The organism is Sulfitobacter undariae (assembly GCF_014196805.1).
GTDB lineage: Bacteria > Pseudomonadota > Alphaproteobacteria > Rhodobacterales > Rhodobacteraceae > Sulfitobacter > Sulfitobacter undariae.
In genome coordinates, this window is the sequence record NZ_JACIEI010000005.1 from 67,267 (window position 1) to 91,832 (window position 24,566).

General features: G+C 55.7%; 28 protein-coding genes. 9 read left to right on the forward strand and 19 right to left on the reverse strand.

What is annotated here, in order from left to right:
• Positions 1 to 126: 126 nt before the first annotated feature.
• Positions 127 to 1,311: an MFS transporter gene (locus GGR95_RS09485; RefSeq protein ID WP_425506390.1), complete on the forward strand. Its 1,185-nt coding sequence runs from the start codon at positions 127 to 129 to the stop codon at positions 1,309 to 1,311.
• On the opposite strand, the gene GGR95_RS09490 is transcribed toward GGR95_RS09485, so the two are convergent.
• The 6 genes from GGR95_RS09490 to GGR95_RS09515 all read right to left on the reverse strand — a co-directional run bounded on the left by GGR95_RS09490 (position 1,308) and on the right by GGR95_RS09515 (position 6,140).
• Positions 1,308 to 2,249 carry an alpha/beta fold hydrolase gene (locus GGR95_RS09490; RefSeq protein ID WP_343042182.1) on the reverse strand — a complete coding sequence of 314 codons (942 nt, stop codon included), beginning with the start codon at positions 2,247 to 2,249 and terminating at the stop codon, positions 1,308 to 1,310. The genes GGR95_RS09485 and GGR95_RS09490 overlap by 4 nt on opposite strands.
• Positions 2,246 to 3,163, reverse strand: a complete 918-nt coding sequence (locus GGR95_RS09495; protein WP_184565191.1) for an ornithine cyclodeaminase family protein — start codon at positions 3,161 to 3,163, stop codon at positions 2,246 to 2,248. Before GGR95_RS09495 ends, GGR95_RS09490 begins: the two co-directional genes overlap by 4 nt.
• Positions 3,160 to 3,780 (reverse strand): HAD family hydrolase, encoded by a 621-nt coding sequence (locus tag GGR95_RS09500; protein ID WP_184565194.1) that lies wholly within the window; start codon positions 3,778 to 3,780, stop codon positions 3,160 to 3,162. Before GGR95_RS09500 ends, GGR95_RS09495 begins: the two co-directional genes overlap by 4 nt.
• Positions 3,781 to 3,846: 66 nt before the next feature.
• A complete protein-coding gene (locus GGR95_RS09505; RefSeq protein ID WP_184565196.1) occupies positions 3,847 to 4,302 on the reverse strand; it encodes a YaiI/YqxD family protein in 456 nt (151 codons plus the stop codon).
• On the reverse strand, positions 4,299 to 5,132 hold the full coding sequence (fghA, locus tag GGR95_RS09510) for an S-formylglutathione hydrolase (protein ID WP_184565198.1): 834 nt from the start codon (positions 5,130 to 5,132) through the stop codon (positions 4,299 to 4,301). Before fghA ends, GGR95_RS09505 begins: the two co-directional genes overlap by 4 nt.
• Positions 5,133 to 5,198: 66 nt before the next feature.
• On the reverse strand, positions 5,199 to 6,140 hold the full coding sequence (locus tag GGR95_RS09515; RefSeq protein WP_184565200.1) for an AEC family transporter: 942 nt from the start codon (positions 6,138 to 6,140) through the stop codon (positions 5,199 to 5,201).
• Positions 6,141 to 6,304: 164 nt separating this feature from the next.
• On the opposite strand from GGR95_RS09515, the gene GGR95_RS09520 reads away from it, so the two are divergent.
• A complete protein-coding gene (locus GGR95_RS09520; RefSeq protein ID WP_184565202.1) occupies positions 6,305 to 6,577 on the forward strand; it encodes an I78 family peptidase inhibitor in 273 nt (90 codons plus the stop codon).
• Here GGR95_RS09520 and paaK read toward each other — a convergent pair.
• Positions 6,574 to 7,884, reverse strand: coding sequence for a phenylacetate--CoA ligase PaaK (gene paaK / locus GGR95_RS09525; RefSeq protein WP_184565204.1), 1,311 nt, complete (start codon positions 7,882 to 7,884; stop codon positions 6,574 to 6,576). The genes GGR95_RS09520 and paaK overlap by 4 nt on opposite strands.
• The gene (gene paaI, locus GGR95_RS09530; protein WP_184565206.1) at positions 7,881 to 8,321 is read right to left on the reverse strand and encodes a hydroxyphenylacetyl-CoA thioesterase PaaI; all 441 of its coding nucleotides are present in this window, start codon (positions 8,319 to 8,321) and stop codon (positions 7,881 to 7,883) included. Before paaI ends, paaK begins: the two co-directional genes overlap by 4 nt.
• A 116-nt stretch (positions 8,322 to 8,437) precedes the next feature.
• Here paaI and GGR95_RS09535 point away from each other — a divergent pair, with 116 nt between their 5' ends.
• Positions 8,438 to 8,797 (forward strand): DUF2794 domain-containing protein, encoded by a 360-nt coding sequence (locus tag GGR95_RS09535; protein WP_184565208.1) that lies wholly within the window; start codon positions 8,438 to 8,440, stop codon positions 8,795 to 8,797.
• On the opposite strand, the gene GGR95_RS09540 is transcribed toward GGR95_RS09535, so the two are convergent.
• The 3 genes from GGR95_RS09540 to GGR95_RS09550 form a co-directional block, all read right to left on the reverse strand.
• The gene (locus GGR95_RS09540; RefSeq protein WP_184565210.1) at positions 8,794 to 9,585 is read right to left on the reverse strand and encodes a C40 family peptidase; all 792 of its coding nucleotides are present in this window, start codon (positions 9,583 to 9,585) and stop codon (positions 8,794 to 8,796) included. The genes GGR95_RS09535 and GGR95_RS09540 overlap by 4 nt on opposite strands.
• Positions 9,582 to 10,964 carry a leucyl aminopeptidase family protein gene (locus tag GGR95_RS09545; protein WP_184565212.1) on the reverse strand — a complete coding sequence of 461 codons (1,383 nt, stop codon included), beginning with the start codon at positions 10,962 to 10,964 and terminating at the stop codon, positions 9,582 to 9,584. Before GGR95_RS09545 ends, GGR95_RS09540 begins: the two co-directional genes overlap by 4 nt.
• A gap of 71 nt (positions 10,965 to 11,035) precedes the next feature.
• Complete coding sequence (locus GGR95_RS09550) at positions 11,036 to 11,416, reverse strand: hypothetical protein (RefSeq protein ID WP_184565214.1); 381 nt, start codon at positions 11,414 to 11,416, stop codon at positions 11,036 to 11,038.
• Between the two features lie 147 nt (positions 11,417 to 11,563).
• On the opposite strand from GGR95_RS09550, the gene GGR95_RS09555 reads away from it, so the two are divergent.
• A complete protein-coding gene (locus GGR95_RS09555) occupies positions 11,564 to 12,214 on the forward strand; it encodes a carbonic anhydrase (protein ID WP_184565215.1) in 651 nt (216 codons plus the stop codon).
• A 69-nt stretch (positions 12,215 to 12,283) separates the two neighbouring features.
• Positions 12,284 to 12,997: a hypothetical protein gene (locus GGR95_RS09560; RefSeq protein ID WP_184565217.1), complete on the forward strand. Its 714-nt coding sequence runs from the start codon at positions 12,284 to 12,286 to the stop codon at positions 12,995 to 12,997.
• Positions 12,998 to 13,005: 8 nt separating this feature from the next.
• Here the strand turns inward: GGR95_RS09560 and GGR95_RS09565 are convergent, their stop codons facing one another.
• The 6 genes from GGR95_RS09565 to GGR95_RS09590 all read right to left on the reverse strand — a co-directional run bounded on the left by GGR95_RS09565 (position 13,006) and on the right by GGR95_RS09590 (position 18,831).
• The gene (locus tag GGR95_RS09565) at positions 13,006 to 14,634 is read right to left on the reverse strand and encodes a DUF4139 domain-containing protein (protein ID WP_184565219.1); all 1,629 of its coding nucleotides are present in this window, start codon (positions 14,632 to 14,634) and stop codon (positions 13,006 to 13,008) included.
• Between the two features lie 105 nt (positions 14,635 to 14,739).
• Positions 14,740 to 15,762 (reverse strand): aspartate-semialdehyde dehydrogenase, encoded by a 1,023-nt coding sequence (locus tag GGR95_RS09570; protein WP_184565221.1) that lies wholly within the window; start codon positions 15,760 to 15,762, stop codon positions 14,740 to 14,742.
• A 79-nt stretch (positions 15,763 to 15,841) separates the two neighbouring features.
• Positions 15,842 to 17,026, reverse strand: a complete 1,185-nt coding sequence (locus tag GGR95_RS09575) for an MFS transporter (RefSeq protein ID WP_184565223.1) — start codon at positions 17,024 to 17,026, stop codon at positions 15,842 to 15,844.
• Complete coding sequence (locus GGR95_RS09580; RefSeq protein ID WP_184565225.1) at positions 17,023 to 17,799, reverse strand: aldolase/citrate lyase family protein; 777 nt, start codon at positions 17,797 to 17,799, stop codon at positions 17,023 to 17,025. The genes GGR95_RS09575 and GGR95_RS09580 overlap by 4 nt, the downstream gene beginning before the upstream one ends.
• Positions 17,800 to 17,864: 65 nt before the next feature.
• Complete coding sequence (locus tag GGR95_RS09585) at positions 17,865 to 18,539, reverse strand: hypothetical protein (protein ID WP_184565456.1); 675 nt, start codon at positions 18,537 to 18,539, stop codon at positions 17,865 to 17,867.
• Position 18,540: 1 nt separating this feature from the next.
• Complete coding sequence (locus tag GGR95_RS09590; protein WP_184565227.1) at positions 18,541 to 18,831, reverse strand: hypothetical protein; 291 nt, start codon at positions 18,829 to 18,831, stop codon at positions 18,541 to 18,543.
• A 171-nt stretch (positions 18,832 to 19,002) separates the two neighbouring features.
• Between GGR95_RS09590 and GGR95_RS09595 the strand changes: the two genes are divergently transcribed.
• The 3 genes from GGR95_RS09595 to GGR95_RS09605 all read left to right on the forward strand — a co-directional run bounded on the left by GGR95_RS09595 (position 19,003) and on the right by GGR95_RS09605 (position 21,407).
• On the forward strand, positions 19,003 to 19,413 hold the full coding sequence (locus GGR95_RS09595) for a hypothetical protein (protein WP_184565229.1): 411 nt from the start codon (positions 19,003 to 19,005) through the stop codon (positions 19,411 to 19,413).
• Positions 19,414 to 19,586: 173 nt separating this feature from the next.
• Positions 19,587 to 20,201: a ribonuclease HII gene (locus GGR95_RS09600; protein ID WP_184565231.1), complete on the forward strand. Its 615-nt coding sequence runs from the start codon at positions 19,587 to 19,589 to the stop codon at positions 20,199 to 20,201.
• A gap of 105 nt (positions 20,202 to 20,306) precedes the next feature.
• Positions 20,307 to 21,407, forward strand: coding sequence for a site-specific DNA-methyltransferase (locus tag GGR95_RS09605; RefSeq protein ID WP_184565233.1), 1,101 nt, complete (start codon positions 20,307 to 20,309; stop codon positions 21,405 to 21,407).
• 197 nt (positions 21,408 to 21,604) lie between these two features.
• Here the strand turns inward: GGR95_RS09605 and GGR95_RS09610 are convergent, their stop codons facing one another.
• Both GGR95_RS09610 and mutY read right to left on the reverse strand, forming a co-directional pair.
• On the reverse strand, positions 21,605 to 22,756 hold the full coding sequence (locus tag GGR95_RS09610) for an alkane 1-monooxygenase (protein ID WP_184565235.1): 1,152 nt from the start codon (positions 22,754 to 22,756) through the stop codon (positions 21,605 to 21,607).
• 30 nt (positions 22,757 to 22,786) lie between these two features.
• Positions 22,787 to 23,866, reverse strand: coding sequence for an A/G-specific adenine glycosylase (gene mutY, locus GGR95_RS09615; RefSeq protein ID WP_221384814.1), 1,080 nt, complete (start codon positions 23,864 to 23,866; stop codon positions 22,787 to 22,789).
• A 145-nt stretch (positions 23,867 to 24,011) separates the two neighbouring features.
• Here mutY and GGR95_RS09620 point away from each other — a divergent pair, with 145 nt between their 5' ends.
• Entirely contained in the window at positions 24,012 to 24,518 is a 507-nt protein-coding gene (locus tag GGR95_RS09620; protein ID WP_184565239.1) for a DUF721 domain-containing protein, read from the forward strand.
• Positions 24,519 to 24,566 lie beyond the last annotated feature (48 nt).

The window sequence follows — 24,566 nt, forward strand, 5'->3', positions numbered from 1 at the left end:
GTGCATACAATCGTTTGATTGACGAAGGTTCAATTGCTGCGCAATTTGCCCGAATTGAATTGGAGCCCCGCTTTGGAAAAATCGCCGTTATTCTCGCCCGTGCTGATCGTGGGCTGTGTGATCATCATGGTCAGCTTTGCAATCCGCGCCTCATTCGGCGTGTTCCAGATTCCAATTGCCGAAGAATTCGGCTGGCTGCGCAGCGAATTTTCCCTCGCCATCGCGATCCAGAACCTTGCATGGGGCATTGGGCAGCCGATCTTTGGCGCCATGGCCGAGAAAATCGGCGACCGCAAAGCGATCATTCTGGGGGCTGTGATCTATGCATTGGGGCTGACCCTTTCGGCGGGCACGGAAACACCGCTTGCCTTGCAAAACTATGCTTGGCTGGTTGGCTTCGGCATTGCGGGAACGGGCTTTGGCGTGATCCTTGCTGTGGTGGGGCGTGCGGCCTCTGACGAAAACCGCTCGATGTCGTTGGCGGTGGTGACGGCAGCGGGAAGCGCGGGCCAGATATTCGGCGCGCCAGTGGCGGAATGGCTGCTGAGTGTGATGAGTTGGCAAATGGTGTTTACCGTTTTTGCGGGCGCGATTTTGTCGATGATCCTGACGCTGCCGTTCATGCGCGCCCCTGTGCAGGTCAACCGCGCAGAGCTGGAAGAGTCGATGGGCACGATCCTGATGCGTGCTTTCAAAGACCCTAGTTATACGCTTATCTTCCTTGGTTTCTTTTCGTGTGGATATCAACTGGCCTTTATCACGGCCCATTTCCCTGCGTTTGTGACTGAGTTGTGTGGCCCGATCCTTGCGGGGGGTGTGCTGCATAATATGGGTATTACCACGACCTCCGCATTGGGAGCTGTGGCGATTTCGCTGATTGGTTTGGCAAATGTCGGTGGAACGCTATTGGCGGGGTGGGCGGGCAACAGGTATTCGAAAAAATACCTGCTGGCTGGTATCTATACGGGTCGCACGATTATTGCCGCTGTGTTCATCATGATGCCGATCACACCTACCAGCGTCATCATCTTCTCGGTTGCCATGGGCTCACTTTGGTTGGCGACTGTGCCGCTGACCTCGGGGTTGATCGCGCATATTTATGGGCTGCGGTATATGGGCACGCTGTACGGGATTATCTTCTTCAGCCACCAATTGGGCAGCTTTGTGGGGGTCTGGTTGGGCGGGCGGATGTATGACGCCTATGGTAGCTATACCACGGTGTGGTGGATCGGTGTGGCAGTAGGGGCCTTTAGCGCGATTGTGCATTTGCCTGTACGAGAGAAGCCGGCGGGGCTTGTTGCGGCCAGCTAGGTATCTTTGGCTACACTCGTTGGATCAGGCAGGAATGCGGTGATGTGCTGCAAAACTGCTTCAGCATGCGTATAGGGCAGGCCATGGCCCGCGTCGTCGATCACCTCATGCGTGGCATCACGGTTCCATGCGGCAAGTTGGCCCATGGCACTGGCGGGCACAACCTCATCATCCGCCCCCCAAAGCGCCAGAATAGGAATACCTGCTTGGCGTAACGCCATGTGCTCTCCTTCCAAAGGACGGGCAAGTATGCCGCGCAGTGAGGAAAGCACCGCAGGGATGAAACCTTGAAACACAAGCTCTGCTGTTTGTGCGTCCGAGATGTCTTGTGGCACTTTGTGCTGGGCTTGTTCCGCCTTGATCCCTTGGCGCAATTGCAGCGGGTAGGCGGCCAGCATCAGCCATTTCCCTGCCAGACCTCGCGTGCGGATAAACCGTACCAGCGGCGTATCAGGGCGGCTGAAGCCTGCCGACGCAAGCAGTACCAACCGCCGCACGCGCGTCGGGTTGGTGGCCGCATACCCTGCGGCGACAGCCCCGCCCATGGAATAGCCAAACAGATGGAAAGCTGTATCTATTTCCAAATGCTCCAGCAGGTCGTCCAACTGCTGATTAAAGAAACCTTTGTCTTGCAGGGCGGTTGTGTGGTCCGAAAAACCGCGCCCGTACAGATCGTAAATTAAGACCCTAAACCCCAGCCCAGTTAGCCCTTTTGTCAGATACGACCAAGCAATACTGGGCGTGGTAAGCCCATGTACACAGACGACCAATGGACCGTCAACAGGGCCGCTCAGATGGAAGTGGGTCACGCCTTGGCTTAGTTCTACAAACTGCCCTCGTGCCGATCCCCTGCGCCCGTCGGACATGATTGGGCGATAATGCTCGATCACAAAAGGGGCGGCAGCGGCGATAGCTATAATGAGGAAAAGCCAAATCACTGCGCGGCACGCCAACGGTCAAGGATATAGCGGCTGGTCATCAGGTCCAAATGTGCGCCGCCGCCGTTTTTGCAGATGGTGATTTCATCAGCCGAGCCGCGTTTGAACGCGGCAAGGTCATAGAAATCCGCGATGATGTGATCGCGGGTAATGGCGCCGCTTTCCAGTGGCGTTTTTATCTCACCGATGTGGCCGATGGTGGTGTCAAAGTTGTCCACAAACAGGCGTGCACTCTGCAAGGCTTCGTCATCCACTTCGCGCATGTCAGGACGGTAGGCACCGATCAGATCAAGATGCTGACCTGGCTGCAACCACGCGCCTTTGATGAGCGGTTCAGTCGCCATTGTGGCACTGCCGATGATTTCGGCATTGCGCACGGCTGTTTCCAGATCATCGGCGATTGCGACCCCGGGTAAGTCTGCAACCAACGCTTCAGCACTGGCGCGTGTGCGGCTCCAGACGGTGAAGCGGGCGTTGGGGAACACGGCGGAATAGGCGGCGTGCAACGATTGCGCCACAGCACCTGCACCAACCAACAAGATGCGCGTGGCATCGGGGCGGGCCAGACGGCGCGCCGCCAGCAGGCTGTCGCCTGCGGTTTTCCACTTGGTCACCAGATGGAAATCGACAATGGCTTCCATTGTGCCATCACTGTCGGAATAGAGACTAACACCGCCGTTGACGTTGGGTTTGCCCTGATCCTTGTTGCCGGGGAAAATCGTGGCGGATTTCACGGCCATGCCTAGCCCGTCAATCCACGCGGCGCGGCTGAGCAGTGTATCGGACCCGCGGTAGAGAAACGTATCACCGATTTCGGCCTTGGGCAGGTCGTGCCCCTGTGCCAACGCATCGGTGAAAGAGACCCAGTCCAGCAGGTTTTCGGCGTCAAAGGGGATAAGGGGGATCGTTGTCATTGCGCTTCCTCACTGGTGAGTAGGCCTTCGGAAACCAACCTGTCAGCCCAGCCTTGCGGGCCTTCAAAGTGATGGACCTGCCATCCCCGATCCGCCGCTGCGGCAATGTTTTCGGGGCGGTCATCGGCGAACAGGAGTTCGGCACCAGACAGACCAGAGCCTTCTTCAACCATCTCATAGATACGCGGATTTGGTTTCACGACTTTCATATGGCCCGAGATGAAATTGCGGTCAAAGTCGCGCAAAAACGGGTATTTCTGTTCGGCTATTTCATAGGTCTCGATCCCGAAGTTGGTGAGGGAAAAGACGGGTATGCCCTTGGCTTGCAATTGGGTTTTCAGACGCACGGAATGGTCAATCGCGGGGGTTGCCATATCAATCCAGCGGTCATGCCACATCATGATTTCATCCGACCAATCGGGATATTTGGCAGCGGTTTGTGTGACCATTTCGGTAAAATTATGGCCTTGGTCGACAAGGTCATTCATTGCGTGCAGATCGACAGCCTCAAACATGGCGCGGCGGCGGTCCTCGCCGATTTGGGCATCGAAATACTCTTCTGGTTGCCAATTGATAAGCACATTGCCGATGTCAAAAATCACTGCCTTGGGTGTCATGTCAAACCTCTTAATAGGGATCGAAATTTGGTGAAAATTCCGGACGTTTTTTGTGCAAGGAAACGGCTACACCAATTTGGCGGCCGCTCTGATTTCGCGCTCAAGCGCCTCTAAAAAGCGAGAGCGGTCAGCTTTGGAAAAGGGTTTTCCGCCGCCCTGCCGAAAGGGATCAGCCGCCCGCAAATCTGTCATTAAATCGCGGGTCGCCAGCACGTTGCCTATATTGGCTTGCGTTAGGGCTTCGCCATTATGTTTGATCACCCGCGCGCCTGTCTCCACACATTTCGCGGCCAGCGGGATATCACCCGTCACCACAACATCACCGCGCACAGCACGATCCGCAATCCACATATCGGCGATGTCAGGGCCGTCAGGGACGATAACAGTCTCTACATAGGGGTTTTGTGAGGGGCGCAGGCCCCCGTTAGAGACCACAAACATCTTTATTTTGTGACGGGTTGCCACCCGCTCGGCCTCTTCTTTGACGGGGCAGGCATCTGCATCAATATAGAGTGAGGTCATGCGGACCACAGTGCATCGGCATGGAAAGTCACGTGATCTTCCATGAATGTTGCGATGAAGAAATAGCTATGATCATAGCCCGGTTGCATGCGGAAGGTGCCGTTCTGCCGGCGTTTGGCCATCGCCCCGCTCAGCGCTTCGGGCATCAGTAGATCAAGGAATTGATCCTCGGTTCCTTGATCAATCAAAACAGGCCCGTCAAATCCCTTGTCTTGCATCAACAAGGCGGCGTCATGCGCACTCCAACTCGCCTGATCTGCGCCCAGATATGCGGTGAGCTGTTTGCGACCCCAGTCGCTGGCGGTGGGATGTGCGATGGGCGCAAAAGCCGAAACGGAGCGGAAGCGACCGGGCAGGGACATCGCCAGCGTCAATGCGCCGTGCCCTCCCATGGAGTGACCTGTGATGGATTGCCGCTCCATATCCAGTGGGAAATTTTCAGCCAGAAGGGCGGGCAATTCATCGGCGATATAGCTCCACATTTGGAAATGCGGCTTCCACGGGTCTTGGGTGGCGTTCACATAGAATCCTGCGCCTTGGCCCAGATCATAGGCTTCGTCATTGGCAACACCTTCGCCGCGCGGGGAGGTGTCGGGAAAGACCAGTGCGATCCCCTGTTCGGCGGCCCACGCCTGAGCGCCCGCTTTGACCATGGCGTTTTCATGGGTGCAGGTGAGGCCAGACAAGAACCAAAGCACTGGCACGGGGCCGTCTTGTGCTTCGGCAGGCAGGAACAGCGCAAAGGTCATGTCGCAGGCGCAGGCGTCTGAGCTGTGTTTGATCACATGCTGAGTGCCGCCAAAACAGGCATTGGACGAGAGGGTTTCCATTGGGGTCTCCTTTTCGGGGTTGCCTATGGCTACCCAGAGCAGGCTCGCGGGGCAAGGGTTCTATTGCTAGCCGCTGAGAGAAGTGTCCATCAGCCATGCAATCCACAGGCTGACTGTCACAATGCTAAGCGCCGTTGAGACGAGGATGGCAGCAGACACGCGCTGCGGTGCAACGCCGTAATGTTGGGCAAGGATATAGACATTGCCAGCAACAGGCAGCGCAGCCGCTGAAATGACCACCGTCGCCGTATAGGGATCGACGTTGAACACAACCAGACAGGCGATGGCCACAAACAGCGGATGCAAGACCAGTTTGCAAAAGCCAAGCCAGCTTGCCACTGAAAGCCGCTCGGCTGATTTGGAAGCGAGCGAGGCGCCGATTGCAAAGAGCGCACAAGGGGTGGCCGCCGCACCCAGCAATGTCACAAATTCCCCTAAAGGGGCGGGGATCGGAATTTTAAAACCAGACCACAAAAGCCCAACGGTGATGGCCACGATCATCGGGTTTTTGACCAAACCCAGACCAACAGTGCGCAGGATTGTAACGCTCATCTGTCCGTCACGCGATCCGGTGATCAAGATCACAATAAGCGAGGCAAAGACGATCAGATCAACTGCAAGCGCCAGCATCAGCGGCCCAATGGCCTGCGCGCCCAGCAGCAGGGTCAGCATCGGAACACCCAAGAAGCCGATATTCCCGATCACGGCGCATTGGGCCTCAATCGCTGCGACTTCTAGTTGTAAACCGCGCAGATACCCGACGAAGGTGGCAATCGCGTACACCACCGCTGTGCCGCATAGATAGGCCAACACCAAACGTGTATCCCAGACCTCGGCCAGCGACAGGTTGGCGGAGAAGTTGAACAGCATCGCAGAGAGAGCAAAGTAAAAGACGAATTTGGTCAGATAGGCGGTTGCTTCGGCGGTGAAAAATCGCGTGCGCCCAGCCCCATAGCCCACGCCGATGAGCGCGAAAAAAGGAAGTGTTTTGAGGAAGATCGCTAACATGGGATATTGATAGCTTGGCTTCTGTTGCGGTGCCAGCGGAAATCATCTGGCGCAGATGATACCTGCCGTCATGTGGTGGCGTCTTGTGACGAAATGGTTCAGACTAATCGTGAGATACATCGCATTTTGCTGCGCTGATAATTGAATTGAGAAGGGTATATCCGATGAAATACACGATTTTTGCAGGGCTTTTACTGGCAGGTTGCGGCGCGGCGGTCACGCCAACAGCGGGCCGTGCGCCTGCAAATGCGCCCGATACCTGTAATGCCGCCGCCCATCAGGGGTTGATCGGTATGGAGGCGGCATCGTCTTTGGCGCTGCCCGAACCCAAACGCCTTTATGGCCCAAATGATGCGGTCACTATGGATTTCAACGCCGCACGCCTGAACGTGCAGCTGGATGAAACCGACAACATCGTGGCGATCACCTGCGGCTAGGCTTTGGGCCGCTGATCCAGAATGCGCACGGCCTTTCCCTCGGATCGGGGGACAGCGCCGATGCCGCCTACGACCACTTTTGCACTGATCCCGATGACATCCTTGATCGCCGCAGACAATTGGCTTGCGGCATCCGCACGGCTGGCATCACCGATGCTGTCGTCAGCGACTTCGGTCAGGATGCGCATTTGATCCATGCGGTCAGGGCGGGTCAGTTCAATCTGGAAGTGTGGCGCAAGAGCGCGGACCTGCATCAGCAGTTCCTCGATCTGGGTGGGGAACACATTCACACCGCGCAGGATAATCATGTCATCGCTACGCCCTGTGACCTTTTCCATCCGCCGCATGCTGCGCGCCGTGCCTGCCAGCAGGCGGGTCAGGTCGCGGGTGCGGTAGCGGATGATTGGAAAAGCCTCTTTGGTGAGTGAGGTGAAAACCAGCTCGCCCTGCTCTCCATCCGCCACGACCTCGCCAGTTTCTGGGTTGATGATTTCTGGGTAAAAATGATCTTCCCAGATGTGCAGCCCGTCTTTGCTTTCTACACATTCCATTGAGACACCTGGTCCCATAATTTCGGATAGCCCATATATATCAACGGCATGCATGTCGAAAGCTTGCTCGATCTCTAGCCGCATGGCGTTTGTCCACGGTTCAGCGCCAAAGATGCCGACAGCCAGCGAGCACTCACGCGGATCAAGCCCTTGTGCGTTGAATTCATCCAGAATGGAAAGCGCATATGAGGGTGTGACAGTGATGCCTTTGGGTTTGAAATCTTCGATCAGGCGTACTTGGCGCTGTGTCATGCCGCCTGAAATTGGGATCGTGCTAAGCCCCAGCGCATCGGCACCCAGATGGATGCCCAGACCGCCTGTAAACAGCCCGTATCCATAGGCGTTATGCAGCATATCACCGGCCTGCATCCCCGCCGCCCGCAAGGACCGTGCCACGACATTGCCCCAGTTTTTCAGATCATTTGCGGTATATCCCACAACCGTCGGCTGACCCGTGGTGCCAGAGGAGGCATGGATGCGCTTGACCTGATTTTGTGGCACGGCGAACATGCCAAAAGGGTAATTATCCCGCAGGTCTGCCTTGACGGTAAAGGGGAACTTGCCCAAATCGCTCAGGCTGTGCAAATCATCAGGGTGGACACCTGCCGCGTCAAATTTTTGGCGGTAGAAAGGCACATTATCATAGGCATGGCGCAGCGACCATTTGAGGCGGTCTAGCTGGAGTGTGGTGATCTCGTCGCGACTGGCAATCTCGATGGGGTCAAGGCTGCTACGGGCGGGGGTGAGGTCTTTCATGCATCTTGTCCTTCTTCGGGGAATTGTTGGCCGCGGATGGTGCGGGATAGGCCGCGCATGGTTGCAACGATGCGCCCGTCTTCGCCGGTTACCATCACGTCATAAACGCCTGAACGGCCTGCCATTGCGGTCTCGCGTGCCGTCGCGGTGAGCAGCTCATCCGCTTTGCCCGGTGCGATATAGGTGATCTGGTTTTGCTGGGCGACAGTCACGCGGTTGTAGCTGTTGCAGGCAAACGCAAAAGCGCTGTCAGCGAGCGTAAAGATATAGCCGCCATGGCAGGTTTTGTGCCCGTTCAGCATTTTCCCCGTCACCCGCATGGTGAGAGTAGCCAAACCCGGCCCAATAGCCGTGATCTGCATCCCCAGATCACGTGACGCATTATCCGCCTGCATCATAGCTTGCGCGGCGGTTTCCGCTCTTTGTTGTGGAGTCATCGCCATCCCTCGATGTGTTTCACAATATTTAAACCATATCCAGATTTGTAACACATTCAAGCACTTTGATAAAACGGGGGCTTGAAATGTTTGGCAGTCAAAGCAAATCTAATAGAATGAATATACCAACCCTACCCGCAAAGAGGACACAGGGCGGCGGCGCACAGCGTGCGGCCGAGCAGGTGGCCTTTCACCGGACCGAGTTATCACTGATTCTGTCACTATACGGCCGCATGGTCGCGGCGGGTGAGTGGCGCGATTACGGTATCTCATGCCTGCGTGAAGTCGCCGTTTTCTCGATTTTTCGACGCACGGCTGAAATGCCGCTGTACCGGATCGAAAAACGGCCCAAGCTGCGTGCCAAACAAGGTATGTACGCGATTCTGGGCGCCAATGGTCAGGTGCTGAAACGCGGCCACGACCTGAAATCGGTGCTTGGCACGCTAGAGCGGAAGCTATTCCGCGTGGTGGATTAGTCTACGCTAGGCAACCTGCGGAGCGCAGTTACAGGCCCGTCGGTTTTGGCGATGCGTGCTTTTGCAGCCTCGATCGGTTCAAACACCGTTGCCATGGCGTGAGCATTCGCGTGGATCAGGGTTTCTTCGTCCCAAACCAGCGCCACGTGGCCTTTCCAGAACATCAGGTCGTTGCGCTGTGGTGCGGTGCCTTCGTCCAACAAGGTGCCCAGCTCGGCTTCTTGCATATCGCTATCGCCACCGCAGGGGATGTCGCAAGCAGTGCAAGCCATCTGGATCAAGCCCGAGCAATCAATGCCCCAGCGGCTGTTGCCGCCCCAAAGATAGGGCGTGTCCAAAAACATGGCTGCAATATCGGCAGGGTCTGTTGCGAAACCGTCGACTTCGATGATGTGCTGCTTGGGGACAAAGCCATGTACGGTGCGGATGAAATCATCGGTTTCGTCCAGCATCGCCAGACGGCTGCCGTGGCTCAAGGCACAGCGGTCAATAGATTTCATATTGGCGTTTTGATAGCCGTGGCTGGCGGCGGCACTGACTTTATGCGTTGTTTCTTGTGGTTTGGAGAGCGAGGCAACACCCACATAACCGCAATAACCGTCTGCGGCAGATTGCACATAGGCCCAACCGTCTTCGCGCCACATGACAGTGACATCCGCGCCCAACAGCAGTTGACGGTCGCGTGCGCCGTTGGGTTTGCGCAGTAAATTAACCACGCCTCGCCCGATTTGCGCAGGTTCGTTCAGCCCAAGACGTTCGGGATCGGGGGTGAGGCGGGGGTGTGTCATTTCGTCAAAATCCTGTCTAGTGCGTCAAGCAACGCGCGGGTGCCTTGGCCCACACCGCCCATTGCACGGGCAGGGGCCGCAGCGGGCTGCCAGCCGTATATGTCGAAATGCGCATAGTTGCTATCGGTAACAAAGCGGCGCAGGAAAAGTGCGGCTGTGATGCAACCAGCAAAGCCGCCTTTTGGGGCGTTATCCAGATCGGCAATCCCGGGTTCAATCATAGTTTCATAGGGCGTGTGGAACGGCATCCGCCACACCGGATCAGCCACGGCAAGGGCAGATGCCTCAAGTGCCGCGACAAAACGGGCATCATCGCTGAAATACGGGGCCAGATCAGGGCCAACTGCCACACGTGCCGCGCCGGTAAGCGTGGCCATTGAAATAATTTGGTCGGGTTTTTCTTCGTCGGCCAGCGCCAGCGCATCCGCCAATACCAGACGGCCTTCGGCATCGGTGTTGTTAATCTCAACCGTGAGGCCCTTGCGGGAGGTCAGGATGTCTTGGGGGCGGAAGGCATTGCTGGAAACCGAGTTCTCAACCGCAGGGATCAGCACGCGCAATTGCACCTGTGCGCCTGTCGCCATGATCATATGCGCCAGCCCCAGAACAGCCGCCGCGCCGCCCATGTCTTTTTTCATCAGGCCCATGGAGGCGGCGGGTTTAAGATCTAGCCCACCTGTGTCAAAGCAAACACCTTTGCCGACCAGCGTCAGCGTGGGGCCTGAGTTGCCCCAACGCATGTCAATTAACCGTGGTGCGCGATCAGAGGCGCGGCCGACCGTGTGGATCATTGGCAGATTCGCCGTCAACAGATCATCACCCACCGTCACGTCAATCTTGGCCCCATGCTGCGTAGCCAGATCGCGTGCGGCCTTTTCCAGATCGGGCGGGCCCATGTCGGAGGCAGGTGTGTTGATCAATGTACGCGTAAGAGCCTCGCCATTGGCGATGATTTCAATGCGTTTCGCATCAATGCCTTTGGGCGCGATCAGTTTTGCGCCCATGGGTGCTGCGGATTTATAACGGTCAAAGCGGTAGCTGGCCAAGAGCCAACCCAAGGATTCTACCTCGGCTTGATCTGCAGGCAGGCCGCCAGAAATGCGGTAGTCACCGGCAGGCAGCTTGGCCGCCGCAGCTGCCAGCGCAAAGCGTCCCCGCGTCCGTGTTATGGCCGACCCATATCCAGCAGCTGCCATCGCGGGAAGCTTGTCAGTGGCAGGCAAGGACAGCACCTGACCTATGCCACCTGTAAAGCCGCTTGCCCGCGCCCATTCTGCAACGGTGGGCGGCAGGAAGCCCAGCCATTCCTCTGCACCCTCCTGAGACACAATGTGAAGATCAATCGCGTCAGGCGAGTCGGGCGCAAAGCAAAGAGGCATGGGGTGCGGTCCTTTTGGAAGGGTTTATTTCCCTCCCAGCCTACCGTATCTTGCCGCCGCTGCAAGCAGGGTCAGATGCTTAGATCTTCCATCGCCCAAATGGCCGAAAGTGACCATTCTCCGATGCGAAGCATGCGCGATAAAGTGGCGGCAACCGAAGTTTCATCCTCCGTTTCCAGTGCAGTGCTCACGTTTGTTGCGGATTGAGCCAGCAAACTCATTCCTAATTGATCTGAAATTGCGACCAATGATCGAACGTGTTTACGTAATTTTGTATGATCGGCCTCGCGCCATAACGTGTCGCATTCTGCCATGCGTACGGCCAATTCCTCCATTGCGCGGCAAACGACGGTTTCTGCCCCGACGGCACCCAATTGTGTATAAAGCGAATCAAGCCTGATTTGGTCCAACTGAATTGGCTCATACAACTTGATCTTAACGATCTCACCCATTTCTTACCCCTATAATAGCCCCCACAGCTCAGGCGGTTATGCATCCTAGGAGTTTTCAAATGCTTGCCGCCAATAGGTGTTTTCTCTCGAATTCGGTATGAATTCAGTCTATCTGGAGTGAACCGCAAATTGAAAAGGTGGCACTTCATGGATAAGGCGAAGCCGTTACCAGCGTATCTGGTACAACGCTATCAAGGCTGGAAAGCAACAACTTACGCTGAAAACAGCGCATGGTATCGCAAATTGGCGACGGGCGGGCAGCATCCCCGCGCGATGGTAATATCGTGTTGTGATAGCCGCGTGCATGTCACATCAATCTTTGGCGCGGATCAGGGTGAATTCTTTATCCACCGTAATATCGCAAACCTTGTGCCCGCCTATCAACCCGATGGCGCACATCACGGCACCTCGGCCGCAATTGAATATGCCGTACAAGTGCTAGAGGTCGCGCATTTGATTGTGTTGGGGCACTCTAACTGTGGTGGCGTGCAGGGCTGTCTGAGCATGTGTTCGGGGCAAGCTCCTGAGTTGGACGCGAAAGATAGCTTTGTCGGGCGTTGGATGGATATTTTGCGGCCAAAATACGAGTTGGTCAAAGATATCGACGACGAAGCCGAACAGGTGCGTCAGTTGGAAAAACATGCTGTCATGATGTCGCTTGAAAATCTCATGACGTTTCCTTGGCTGGCCGAGAAGGTCAACTCGGGTAAATTAACCCTGCACGGGATGTGGACGGATATCGCGGAGGGTGGCTTGGAGTACTATAACCCTGCGGCGGTAAAGTTTGACAAAGTTTAAGAACCGCTTTTGACAAGGTGGCATGCAAGATTAACGACTGATTAAGCATACCGGTTGCAGGCTTGGGGTATGGAAGAAGAATCAGTCACCCTTAGATTGCCACGTGATTTGCTGTCAGGCGCGCAACGCGTTGCGACGGCGCGGGATGTCTCTGTTGGGCATTTGGTGCGTCAGCTGCTCAAGCGTGAGGTGGATCGGCAGATGGTAGGCGGAGGGGGCGAGGATGCAGATGTGCGGCTCCTCGCTGCCCTTCAGGCGCTCCTCGCTCAAGATATGGCGCAAGCGCGGGACTGGAGTGATCTGGCGGAACGGTTGCGGGTGCATGGCTATGAACTACGCCCCTCTGGCGGGGGCGTAGTCCTGTTTAAATCAAGCTGTGGCACACGTGTTTGCAAAGGCTCTGAAATCGGATTTAGCTATGGCACGTTGGTCAAAAGGTTTGGCGGGCAGATGCCGCAGCGCCCGAAAATCATGGCCCCTCTGGGCACTATGCCCGCAGGCAGGATTGATCCCAGGCGCTACGCCGTAGTGAGCACGCATATCAGCGAAGCCCGCAATTGGCCGGATTTAATCAACCGTTTGGCGATGTCGGGAATGGAGTTGCGGTTGTTGGGGGCTGAGTTGGGCATTTATGTCAGCACAACAGGCAGGCATCTGTGTAACACTTCAACCGTTGGTGAAAGCTACCTTCAACTGGTCAAACGCTTTGGCGCTGATCTGCCAACCCCACCCGCCGCGCAGTGCAGCGGGAGGGGAAACAATGAAATACTCAGGCGGGGATAAGCCGCGCCTTAGTGCAGGACGTTGCCATCAGGCCAGCGGATGTCTTGGTCGATGATGATCTCTTGCGTGGCATTGGCGGCAAGCGACAGGTCCCATTGCATCAGGCCTCGGCGGTCATCTACATCTTTGAGTGTCGCGGCGGGCTTGGCTTCGGACTTGATCACCAAGTCCTCTTGTTCGCTGTAAGGAACGGATGCCATTACCTCTACATCCCAAGTTTTAGAACCTATGTTTTCAAGGGTCATTCGAACTTGTTGAACCTGAATATTGCTCCGCTTGATCAAGCCACGATCCCCTTCACTTTGATCCAGAATAGCGTGGGTCAGGCGCAGGTCTTCGATGGGTCCGAAGGATTGCACAAACTCGCCACCAGCAGGAACAGAGGCAAAGCTGCTACGTCCGATTAAAGAACCGTCCACAAATATTTGCGCAATGCTTGCGGCCAATAGGGGCTCTTGGCTGGTGTTTGTGGCTTCTGCCATCATGAAGGCAGTTTGATCCCTCACAGGGACGGCACGTGCAAAGACCCGCGCATCAAAAGAGAGCGCATCCATTTCGATCCGCGCAGCTTCTGCATTTTGCGCAATAGTCAGCGTATTCGGCAGGGTGTACGTCACTCCGGGGCCGTCAAAATTGGGTGTCGGAAGCGGCGTTGGCTCCACCATATCCATCATGGCGGCGGGCGCAGCAGCCATTTCTGCGCTGATGCTCCCCCTGCGCGCGTTCCCTAATTTTTGCAGCGACTGCTTGTCGGAAAATTGCAACAGTGTGGGGTAAAGCTCGGAGGGCAGAACCTGTCCCGTCGGGGCTAATGTGGAGAGCGTGAGGGTCACATCGTTCCAATTTTCACCCGAGCGTTGATAAATCAAAGCCGCGCGGCGCAGTGTCACAGACTCTGCATCGCCACGGGTGAGAACCACATCGTAGGTCGGCTCCCAGCTGGCGTTGGCAGGATAACTGATGGAGGCGGTCACACTGCCCGCTTCACTGGCTGCAACGGAGAGTGCGAGCAGGGCTTTCGGCTCGGCGGGTGGGGTGAGGGACGCCAGTGCGGCATGCGCGTCCTTGATGGCTTTTACCAGATCTTCGCGGTCTTCGTTTATGCTACGGGCGGCCCGCTTGGACGCAAGCAGTGCTTGTCTGGCGGCAAGGGTCTGCGCCTCAATCATTTGCGCGATATTGGCAAGGTCTTCGGGGGCGGCGGGAAGGTCCTTTTGAGTGGCGATACCGCGTAGGAATGCCAGACGGGATTCTGCGGCCTGCGCTGTAAGGCTGGCATCTTCGACTCGGTCCTCCAGATCACGCAGCGCCAGTTCGGCCTTTTCAATTTGTTCCTTGGCGGCAATCACTGCTGGGCTGTCGGCATCGGGTTGAGGGGGCAACGAGTCTGTGCGCAAGCGTGTGCTGCCCAATTGTGCGCCTGCCACGTTGACCCGCAGGCTGGCGGCCTCAATCCATTTTGGCAGATCAGGGAACACCAGTTCATGTGTTCCTGCGCTGACATCCACGCTGACTTCGCGAGTGACCATTGCGTAGCCGTTGTAAACGGTCACGGCTGTCGGGGCAGAGGAGACAGAATATGTATCCGCTAGGGCGGGGAGGGGCAAAGCGGCGAGGGCCAGAGAAATAAAACGCATTTTCATCGTATCCTTTTGAAACTAGGCCAAGCATGCCGTGCTGCCACGCAAAGAAAAAGGGGCGCCCTTTCGGACACCCCTTTGCAGTATGGAAATGGGCGGAAATCAGCCCTTTTTGAGAACTTCGCGGCCCAGAAGTTCGGCGATCTGTACTGCGTTCAATGCGGCACCCTTGCGCAGGTTGTCAGATACACACCACAGGTTGATCCCGTTATCGATGGTGCTGTCCTGACGGATGCGGCTGATGAAGGTCGCATAATCGCCGACACATTCAATCGGTGTGACGTAGCCACCGTTTTCGCGCTTGTCGATGACCATGATGCCTGGCGCTTCGCGCAGGATGTCACGTGCTTCGTTTTCGTCCAGATGGTCTTCGAATTCGATGTTGATCGATTCCGAGTGACCAACGAACACCGGCACGCGCACACAGGTCGCGGTGACCTTGATGCTCTTGTCGAGAATCTTTTTGGTCTCGACGACCATCTTCCACTCTTCCTTGGTATCACCAGAATCCATGAAGACGTCGATCTGCGGGATCACGTTAAAGGCGATTTGCTTTTGGAACTTGTTTGGCGGCACATCTGTGACAGGGTTGTAGATGCTTTTGGTCTGATCCCAAAGTTCATCTGCGCCTTCTTTGCCTGCACCAGACACCGATTGATATGTGCTGACGACAACGCGTTTGATTGTCGCGCGGTCATGCAAAGGCTTCAAGGCCACAACCATCTGCGCGGTGGAGCAGTTGGGGTTGGCGATGATATTTTTCTTTGCATAACCGTGGATTGCCTCAGGGTTCACCTCAGGCACGATCAGCGGAATATCCGCATCATAGCGGTAAAGTGACGAGTTATCGATCACGACGCAGCCAGATTTCGCGGCGATGGGCGCGTATTTTGCCGTGGCTTCAGAGCCGACTGCAAACAAGGCCATATCCCAACCCGTGAAGTCAAACGTATCAAGGTCCTTCGTCTTGAGTGTCTTATCGCCAAAGCTGACGTCCGTACCCAGCGAGCGGCGGCTGGCCAGCACGGCAAGCTCGTCTACAGGGAACTGGCGCTCGGCCAGAATGTTCAGCATTTCGCGGCCGACATTGCCGGTCGCGCCTACGATAACAACGCGATAACCCATCTCGTTTACTCCAATATATGTGTTGTTGATGGTGCGGGCCTGTTATACGGCTTTCGCCGCCATGAAAAGGGGCAGGGCACTAGGCCGTGTCTGGTTTGCTATCCTTTGAGAACAAATAGATCACAATACCGACTGCCAACGCAGCGATGAAGAACAGAAAAATCATCGAGAAGGGCTGCGATACGATCTGTGTTCCGCTGTTGGCGACGTAGATTTTGCCCGTGACAAACTGTGCAACGCCGACGCCACCAATGCTGCACAGGTTGAGCAAGGTTACCCCGCGCCCGACCAGATGCCGGGGCAGCAGGCTGCGCCCATGTGACATGACGGCCGCATAGGTCGATCCGAACAAGCTGATGCCGCACATCAGGACAATTACCAAGGCAGCTGATTTATCAATCAACAAATACAGCCCGATTGTCGTGAGAAGCATGCCGCAGCTCCCGAAAAATATAACCCATTTCAGTGTACCAAACGTCTTATCCAGAAAGCTGTAGATCATTGGCCCGACAACCATGGTGACGCCCATGCCAAACGTCGCCTGCCCGATCAGGCGTGGTTCGGCGTTGAAGACTTCAGTGAGGTAGGGCCCAATCCATAGCCCGCGCAATGCGCCGACGTGTGCATAGCTGACCAACATCAGGGGAAAAATGAACCAGAGTGCACGCAGGCGTAGCACCTCGGCAAAGCTGCCTTTTTGTTCGTCGGTCGCTCTGTGGGGGTCACGTACGGTGAACCAAATGGCGATGGCAGTCATGACTGACAGCGCGGAAAGCAACCATAGGGCTGCGCGCCAGCCCATCGTTTCGGCGGCCAATGTGGTAGGATAGGAGGCAACGATGTTTCCGATCATGCCAACCCCAATCATAAGGGCGGCCAGAAACGCAAAGCGTGCAGGCGGGTGATCCAGTGCAAAAATATAGTAAGCTGCCATCAAAACAGGGGCGCAGCCGATTCCGATGAAGACCATTGCGATGCTGACATGCAACGGCGTGGTTGCCATCGCAAATATCGCAGCACCGCCGCCACCGCCGACCAATAGCAAGGTCGCTGCTGTGCGCCTTGGTCCGACAGTATCCAGCGCCCAGCCAATGGGGGGCTGCATCAATGCAAAGCTAATAAACCAAAGCCCCGAAGCAAAGGCGAGCTCTTCAGCACCTGCCCCGATATCGGTTGCCAGAAATGGGCTGAGAACGGCCAAAAAGGCGCGAAAAAACTGGCTTAGGACGTAAGCAAACGCCAGCAGTGCAATTCCAGCGTTCATTCTTTGGTGGCTTTCCACTTGCTGGCAAGTGCGCGTGCGGCATTCCCCAACATCAATACATCAGCGCCTACAGCTACAAACTGCGCACCCGCCGCGATGGCGTTATTTGTCATTTCGTCCTGAGTGGACAGGATGCCCGGTGCTTTGCCTGCTGCCCTGATCCGCGCCAGCGCGTCCATAATAGCGGCCTGCACATCGGGGTGATTGGCATTGCCCATGTGGCCCATGTCAGCGGCCAGATCCGCAGGGCCGATAAACACACCGTCTACGCCCTCAACAGCTAGGATATCGTCCAATTGCGCCAGCCCGCGCAGGTTTTCTACCTGTACCAGTAGACAAATTTGCGCATCCGCCGTTGTACCATAATCTGTGATGGTGCTGAACCGCGAGGCCCGCCCCAAGGCATATCCGACGCCGCGATCCCCATGCGGAGGATAGGTGACATCACGGACTAACTGTCGTGCTTGATCCGCACTTTCTACCATCGGAACTAGGATGGTCTGTGCGCCTGCATCCAGCATTTGTTTCAGCATATAGGTTTCGCCAACGGGCACACGGACAACCGCATGGGCATCGGTGCTGGCGATCACCTGCAACTGCCCAAGGGTTGAGCGCAGATCATTGGGCGCATGTTCGCCATCAATCACCAGCCAGTCAAAGCCCGCCTGTGCAACCATTTCAGCGGAAAAAGTATCAGCCAAGGCCAACCAGCATCCAAACTGGATTTCGCCTGCGGCAAGGGCTTTCTTAAACGGATTTACGGGTGCTGGCATGGTTCGCGTCCTCCTCGACGAATTTCACGCATCCTAGCGCCGGAGTACTGCGAATGACCAGAGTCCTAGAGCACCTTTATCACGTCCTTATCAATCGCCAGCATATAGCCACGGCGGGCGATGTTTTTGACCAACAACTCGCTGACCATCTGGTTGCCCAGTGTATCACGCAGGCGTTTGATTCGCGTGGCCCCTGCGGCTTCGTCGCAATCGGCGGCAGAGCGGCCAGATATCACGCCCTCAATCTCGGACCCTGACAGAATATCATCATCCATCCGCGCCTCTGCCAGCACTGCCAATGTTTCCATCGCGGCGTCGGTCAGTTTAAAGCCGAGGTTGTTAAGATAGACTTTGTTTTCCTCACGGCTGATCAGCAGCGATGAGACCTGTATGCCTGTCCGCTCAATCTGGGCCATGCGGCGATTAAAGGTGATGAGCAGCATCAAGAAGACCACAGCAGCCACTAGCATAGCAGCCGCAAAAATCAGCAAGACGCCGATCAACACGCGGTAATTGGTGAGCGTGTCCGAGAATGCCGTGCCTGATTGGGCGAGAATCTCTAGCAATTTGATCTCGGCGGCGGAGGTGAGGTTGTCATTCTCCATGAATATCCGCTCAACCCGCGCATTAAATGCATTGGCATCCGGCAGGGCCCAGAACAAAACAGCAGCGCCAATGACCAGCAGACTGGCAACCGCGCTAATGCCAATCACCACCAGCCTGCCGCCACTCCGGCGGATGTCAGAAGCGGAGGTAATTTGATCCAGCACTCTTTTTCCTTTTTGCTAACCCATCAGACCCGAAAACGGAGACGATATTCAAAAGCGTCCAGCCTTGGGCGTTTAAGCGTTGGGCCAATTCATTGCTTGCAGCGGATTTGCTGCATTGCCCGTTCACCTTGGCCACACCGTAATGCAGCTTGAGCGGGTTGCCTTGTTTGGCTTTGTAATCGGCAAAGCAATCAGCCGCCATAGCAGGCCCGCTAAGGCCTACCAGCAGTATGACGCAAAATGAGAGAAAGATGTGTTTCATGAGGCGCAGGATGCGTTTTTTCAATGTGATATACAATATCGGGGTCATCAAAGAGGGGCGGTTATCCAATAACATTGCGCCGATATTGCCTGACTTTGCCCAGATAACCCAAGTTGAGAGCACACCGCAGCACAGTTTTGATGTGCCGCCCCTTATCTAAGGAATATTGATATGCGATTCACATTACCTTCTCGACTTGTTGGCACATTCACTGCTGCTGTGATTGCTTTGACTTCTTTCTCGGCTCCTGCCTTTGCAGATGATCGCCGCACCCAGCGTACGGTTGCTGCCCTTTTGGGTTTGGCCGTTGCAGGGGCCATCATCTATGACCAGAAGAAAGACAAACGTGACGAGCGTAAAGTGAAGCGACAGCCTGTGCGCAAACAGGTGATCATAAAGCCAGCGCGCAGACCTGCGGTTGTACAGCGCCAACATCGCGGCGCATCAACACACCAACGTGTTCAGAGACCGCAGCGGATCGTACGGAATGGGCAGCAGGTTCATCGCCGGAATGGTCCCCAAGTGCAACGTTACAGACAGGTCCAGCCCAAGCCGCTGCCGCGTCGCGTGCACCGCAACTAACAGATCAGCGCGATTGGTCACAGAATTCGGCGCATGAGTATCACCAAATACGCGCCGATCCCCTTGCGGCATGTCCCGTCGTTTAGGGGGAGAGGGGAGAGATGTTCGGGCATCTCTCCCTTTTACTTGCGAATCTGCTTGCGAAATGCCCCCGCATCCGTTTTTCCACCCCAATGGAACCTGATTATACATTTGAGATCGCCGCGCAGGCACGCGGCTTTGCCCGCATCGCTGGCGTTGATGAGGTAGGCCGCGGCCCGTTGGCAGGGCCGGTCACTGCCGCCGCCGTTGTTCTGGACCCTGCGCGAATCCCTGCAGGCCTGAATGACAGCAAAAAGCTCAGCGCTAAAAAGCGTGAGGCGCTGTATAAGCAAATTCTGGAAGTTGCGGATGTGTCGGTTGCGCATGCCACTGTTGAGGAAATCGACGAACATAACATTCTACGTGCCAGCCATATCGCAATGGTACGTGCGTTGGAGGGGTTAAAGACACCGCCTGATTATTGCCTGATAGACGGAAATATGCTGCCCCGCGGATTAACCCTGCCTGCGGAAACAATCATCAAAGGGGATGGCCGTTCTGTTTCCATTTCAGCGGCCTCAATTGCGGCTAAAGTGTGTCGAGATTGTGTCATGTTGTCCCTTGCGCAACAGCACCCCGGTTACGGCTGGGAGACAAACATGGGTTATGGTTCAAAAAGCCACATGTCTGCGCTTCAAAATTTGGGCGTAACCCCACACCATAGACGTTCGTTCAAGCCCGTACACAATATCTTGTGGCAAGAATAAATCTTAGAACTTTGTTTTAAAAAACAAATTGACGATGATTCACTCTGCAGGCATCTTTGTCCTCAACCAATGAGTGCAAAATGCACCGGGCACAGAGGCAGAGCTATGACAGTAAAAACGAAGGAAGCGCAGGCGCTTCCCCTGAACACGATCCTTGGTGGGGATTGTATTGAAGTGATGAACTCACTTCCTGAATGTAGCGTCGATTTGATCTTCGCAGACCCTCCTTATAACTTGCAATTGCGTGGTGATCTTCACCGACCAGACAACTCCAAAGTGGATGCCGTTGACGACCACTGGGACCAGTTTGATAGCTTTGCAGTATACGACAAATTCACACGCGAATGGCTAAAAGCCGCCCGCCGCCTGCTCAAGCCGAATGGCGCGATCTGGGTGATTGGCAGTTATCACAATATTTTCCGTGTGGGTGCTGCGCTTCAGGATCAGGGTTACTGGATTTTGAACGATGTGGTTTGGCGCAAGTCCAACCCGATGCCGAACTTCCGTGGCAAACGCTTTACCAATGCCCATGAAACAATGATCTGGGCCGGTAAAACTGAAGCCAGCAAATACACCTTTAACTACGAGGCGCTGAAGGCGCTGAATGAAGGTATCCAGATGCGCAGCGATTGGGTTCTGCCCATTTGCAACGGTCATGAGCGTCTGAAAAATGACGAAGGTGACAAAGCGCATCCGACACAAAAGCCGGAAAGCCTGCTGCACCGCGTGTTGGTTGGCTCTACTAACCCGGGCGATGTGATCCTTGATCCGTTCTTTGGTACAGGCACCACAGGTGCGGTTGCTAAAATGCTGGGCCGTGATTTCATCGGCATCGAGCGCGAAGAAGAGTACCGCAAGGTCGCCACCAAGCGCATCGCAAACGTACGTAAGTTTGACAATGAAGCGCTGCAAACAACCACGTCAAAACGCGCCGAACCACGTGTGCCTTTTGGTCAGTTGGTTGAACGTGGCATGCTGCGTCCGGGCGAAAACCTGTACTCCATGAACAACCGTCACAAAGCCAAAGTGCGCGCCGATGGCACGCTGGTTGGAGACGATATTAAAGGTTCCATTCACCAAGTAGGTGCCGCCCTAGAAGGCGCGCCCAGCTGTAATGGATGGACATACTGGTGCTATAAAAAAGAAGGAAAAAGCGTCTCTATTGACGTGTTGCGCCAGCAGATCAGGGCAGAAATGCAAGCCTGATCCACTCCACAGACATTCGAACACCGCCAGTGTCACTGCGCCCTCGCAATAGAGGGAACGCATTGCTGACACTCACCTTGGCCCCGCCTTTATTGGCGGGGCTTTTTTCGTCTGGGGGTGCCATAATTGGTAGGACGGATGTGATCGAAATTGTTCGCGATTTGGAAACTGTTTTGACCTGATTGCGATTGTTCAATCTAACGCGGCATCGGGTTTTGGGCGCGGTTATAGGGCTGCCAATCTTCGATTTCCGGATAGTGTTTCGCACGCCATGCCCGCACGCGCGGGTTCATCACCCGCCGCCACAAAGGCGGGATCATCGCGAAAAATGTCATCATTGGATAACCATAGGGCAGTTGCGGCGCATCATCGGCGTTGTAGTTCTGCAAGACAGCAAATCGGCGGTCGGGTTTATAGTGGTGGTCTGAATGACGTTGCAGATTGATCAACAGCCAGTTTGACGCCTTATGCGCTGCATTCCAACTGTGGCGCGGCAGCACGTGTTCATATTTACCCTCACCCAAATGTTTGCGGGTCAGGCCGTAATGCTCAATGTAATTGACCAGTTCCAGCTGCCAAATGGCGATGCCCGCTTGGAAAGCAAACAATCTGACGCCAGACCAACCGCCCAGCACAAAGGCCAGTATGAAAAACGCCAGTTGCAGCGCCCAATAGCGCCAGAATGGATTGCTGCGATTTGTCCAAGCTAGGTTTTTGCGCGCCAGCATCGCCTTTTCAGCGGCAAATGCGCTGACCCAGCATTGGCGCAGAACACGCGGATAATACCGATGAAACCCTTCATTATAACGTGCGCTGACCGGATCACGCGGAGTGCCAACATAGCGGTGATGCACCAGCATATGTTCCGAGCGGAAGTGTGAATAGAGCGTCATCGCCAACAAAAGATCAGCCATCCAGCGCTCAAACTTGGGCTTTTGGTGCATCAGTTCATGGCCATAGTTAATGCCAACTGTCCCCGTGATCACACCAACGCCAAAGAAAACGCCAATGCGCTCGGCGCTATTCAGGTGTTCTGCTTGCGGGACGTACCACAGCAGGCTTGCCAGCATAAGAAATTGCAAAGGCGCCCAGATGATTGTGATCATCTTGTACCAAAACATGTCGTCATCGGTGGCTGATACATCCGCGTTTTCGGTGTTCAGCCCCAAGGCGGTATCAAGTGCTGTGAACAAATACCACGTGGCACATGGCACGATCACCAAAGCCCAACCGCCAAACAGCGCAGCGCCCCACGCCAGCGGGAGCAGGATCAGTGACAACCAGAACGGTAATGCGCGGCTGAGCTTGGACAGCTCTGCGGGCGAAATGGGGGCTGCGTTATCTGGCATTGGGTGACCCTGTCTATCGTTTCTAGCACTCTATAGCAGAGGACCGCGCTGTGTCATCTGTGGTGAAACACCCTGATAATGTAGATCAAACGCTTTGCGCATAACCGTCGGCAGATTGCTGGGGGAGAAATCAGACTTTGCTACAAATTCACCCTGCGTAGGCGTGGTCTCAGATGCAAGATCGGCAGTAATGACGCGCAAGATTAGGTGAAAGTGGGTGAAGGTATGGCGCACTTCGCCTTCCAACTCTTCCCAATCGCCTTTTGCAGGGGGCGTGCTGTCGGGATGTGGTAGGCTGCTGTCCACCCAGTCCGATCCGGGCCAGCCGAGCATGCCACCCAATAGCCCCTTTTCGGGCCGTGTTTCCAAAAGCCACGCGCCATCCGTGCGGCGCCCCAGATAAACAGTGCCGTGGCGGATGGGCTTGGGTTTCTTCGGGGTCTTTTTCGGCAGCTCTGCCATCGTTCCAGCGGCGCGGGCCGCGCAGGGATCACGCCATGGGCATATGCCACAGGCAGGGGACTTGGGCGTGCAGATTGTTGCGCCCAAGTCCATCACGGCTTGGGCGTAATCGCCTGATCGCTGTTGCGGGGTCAGTGCTTTGGCGTGTTCCATCAGTTCAGGCTTGGCCGCAGGAAGCGGAGTATGGATGTCGTACAGCCGCGCCATTACCCGTTCGACGTTGCCGTCCAGCACCGCGTGGGGCAGGTCAAATGCAATCGAAGATACTGCTGCAGCCGTATAAGGCCCGATGCCGGGAAGCGTGAGCAAGGCCGCATGATCGGCAGGAAATACGCCATCATATTCCTCCACAATCGCCCGCGCACATTTGAGCAAATTCCGTGCCCGCGCATAATATCCAAGGCCTGCCCATTCTGCCATGACATCGGCATCCTGCGCCGCCGCAAGATCGCGTACAGTGGGCCACCGGTTTATAAATCTGGTAAAGTAGTCCTTTACGGTCACAACAGTGGTCTGTTGCAGCATGATTTCGCTCATCCAAATGGTATAAGGATCTGGCAGCACACCGTCTTTGCGCGCTTGCGGGCTGGTGCGCCATGGCATTTCGCGGGCGTTGGCATCATACCAAGCCAGTAAGATTACAGACATGTTATCATTGTCACGCACTGTTTATGGCCCAATTCCCAATTGTCGTAGTGGCAGCGCGGATTGCTTGCGCTATGATGTTACAGACCGAACTTAGCGCGGTGTCCCCTGATGGGCCACTGCGGACAGATAAGAAAGCAGATTGCGCATGCCGCCCCGCCGCACCACCACCAAAGGATTCGCCCGTACAGCCAGTTTGCTGACGGGAAAAATCCGCAAAGCCTCGGAGAGCCGCGGGTTTGCGCAGTCGCGCCTATTGACCAATTGGGCCGAAGTGGCGGGGGAAGAAGCGGCGGCAATTTCACGCCCTGTTGAGGTATCATATGGGCGTGGCGGTATGGGAGCGACACTGACCCTTCTGACAACGGGTGCTAATGCGCCCGTGTTGGAAATGCAAAAGGAACAACTGCGCGCCCGCGTGAATGCCGTTTACGGCTATAACGCAATTGCACGGGTGCGGGTGACGCAAACCGCTGCGACAGGGTTTGCTGATGGGCGTGTGGCGTTTGAACACGCGCCAAAGAAGGCCCCGCCGCCACCCGATCCCGCCCTGCGGGCCAAGGCCACCGAAACGGCAGCCCAGATTGGTGACAACAGCCTACGGGATGCGCTTGCCCGTCTGGGTGAAAATATCTTGAATAAACAAAATCGCTGAGCATGCTTATATGTATGCCGGCCTCTAATAATCTGAACGAAGGACTAG

Coding starts and splice junctions, on each gene's coding strand:
- GGR95_RS09485 (WP_425506390.1), top strand. CDS start 127: ATGGTCAGCTTTGCAATCCGCGCCTCATTCGGCGTGTTCCAGATTCCA.
- GGR95_RS09495 (WP_184565191.1), bottom strand. CDS start 3,163: ATGACAACGATCCCCCTTATCCCCTTTGACGCCGAAAACCTGCTGGAC.
- GGR95_RS09500 (WP_184565194.1), bottom strand. CDS start 3,780: ATGACACCCAAGGCAGTGATTTTTGACATCGGCAATGTGCTTATCAAT.
- GGR95_RS09505 (WP_184565196.1), bottom strand. CDS start 4,302: ATGACCTCACTCTATATTGATGCAGATGCCTGCCCCGTCAAAGAAGAG.
- fghA (WP_184565198.1), bottom strand. CDS start 5,132: ATGGAAACCCTCTCGTCCAATGCCTGTTTTGGCGGCACTCAGCATGTG.
- GGR95_RS09515 (WP_184565200.1), bottom strand. CDS start 6,140: ATGTTAGCGATCTTCCTCAAAACACTTCCTTTTTTCGCGCTCATCGGC.
- GGR95_RS09520 (WP_184565202.1), top strand. CDS start 6,305: ATGAAATACACGATTTTTGCAGGGCTTTTACTGGCAGGTTGCGGCGCG.
- paaK (WP_184565204.1), bottom strand. CDS start 7,884: ATGAAAGACCTCACCCCCGCCCGTAGCAGCCTTGACCCCATCGAGATT.
- paaI (WP_184565206.1), bottom strand. CDS start 8,321: ATGACTCCACAACAAAGAGCGGAAACCGCCGCGCAAGCTATGATGCAG.
- GGR95_RS09535 (WP_184565208.1), top strand. CDS start 8,438: ATGAATATACCAACCCTACCCGCAAAGAGGACACAGGGCGGCGGCGCA.
- GGR95_RS09540 (WP_184565210.1), bottom strand. CDS start 9,585: ATGACACACCCCCGCCTCACCCCCGATCCCGAACGTCTTGGGCTGAAC.
- GGR95_RS09545 (WP_184565212.1), bottom strand. CDS start 10,964: ATGCCTCTTTGCTTTGCGCCCGACTCGCCTGACGCGATTGATCTTCAC.
- GGR95_RS09550 (WP_184565214.1), bottom strand. CDS start 11,416: ATGGGTGAGATCGTTAAGATCAAGTTGTATGAGCCAATTCAGTTGGAC.
- GGR95_RS09555 (WP_184565215.1), top strand. CDS start 11,564: ATGGATAAGGCGAAGCCGTTACCAGCGTATCTGGTACAACGCTATCAA.
- GGR95_RS09560 (WP_184565217.1), top strand. CDS start 12,284: ATGGAAGAAGAATCAGTCACCCTTAGATTGCCACGTGATTTGCTGTCA.
- GGR95_RS09565 (WP_184565219.1), bottom strand. CDS start 14,634: ATGCGTTTTATTTCTCTGGCCCTCGCCGCTTTGCCCCTCCCCGCCCTA.
- GGR95_RS09570 (WP_184565221.1), bottom strand. CDS start 15,762: ATGGGTTATCGCGTTGTTATCGTAGGCGCGACCGGCAATGTCGGCCGC.
- GGR95_RS09575 (WP_184565223.1), bottom strand. CDS start 17,026: ATGAACGCTGGAATTGCACTGCTGGCGTTTGCTTACGTCCTAAGCCAG.
- GGR95_RS09580 (WP_184565225.1), bottom strand. CDS start 17,799: ATGCCAGCACCCGTAAATCCGTTTAAGAAAGCCCTTGCCGCAGGCGAA.
- GGR95_RS09590 (WP_184565227.1), bottom strand. CDS start 18,831: ATGAAACACATCTTTCTCTCATTTTGCGTCATACTGCTGGTAGGCCTT.
- GGR95_RS09595 (WP_184565229.1), top strand. CDS start 19,003: ATGCGATTCACATTACCTTCTCGACTTGTTGGCACATTCACTGCTGCT.
- GGR95_RS09600 (WP_184565231.1), top strand. CDS start 19,587: ATGGAACCTGATTATACATTTGAGATCGCCGCGCAGGCACGCGGCTTT.
- GGR95_RS09605 (WP_184565233.1), top strand. CDS start 20,307: ATGACAGTAAAAACGAAGGAAGCGCAGGCGCTTCCCCTGAACACGATC.
- GGR95_RS09610 (WP_184565235.1), bottom strand. CDS start 22,756: ATGCCAGATAACGCAGCCCCCATTTCGCCCGCAGAGCTGTCCAAGCTC.
- mutY (WP_221384814.1), bottom strand. CDS start 23,866: ATGTCTGTAATCTTACTGGCTTGGTATGATGCCAACGCCCGCGAAATG.
- GGR95_RS09620 (WP_184565239.1), top strand. CDS start 24,012: ATGCCGCCCCGCCGCACCACCACCAAAGGATTCGCCCGTACAGCCAGT.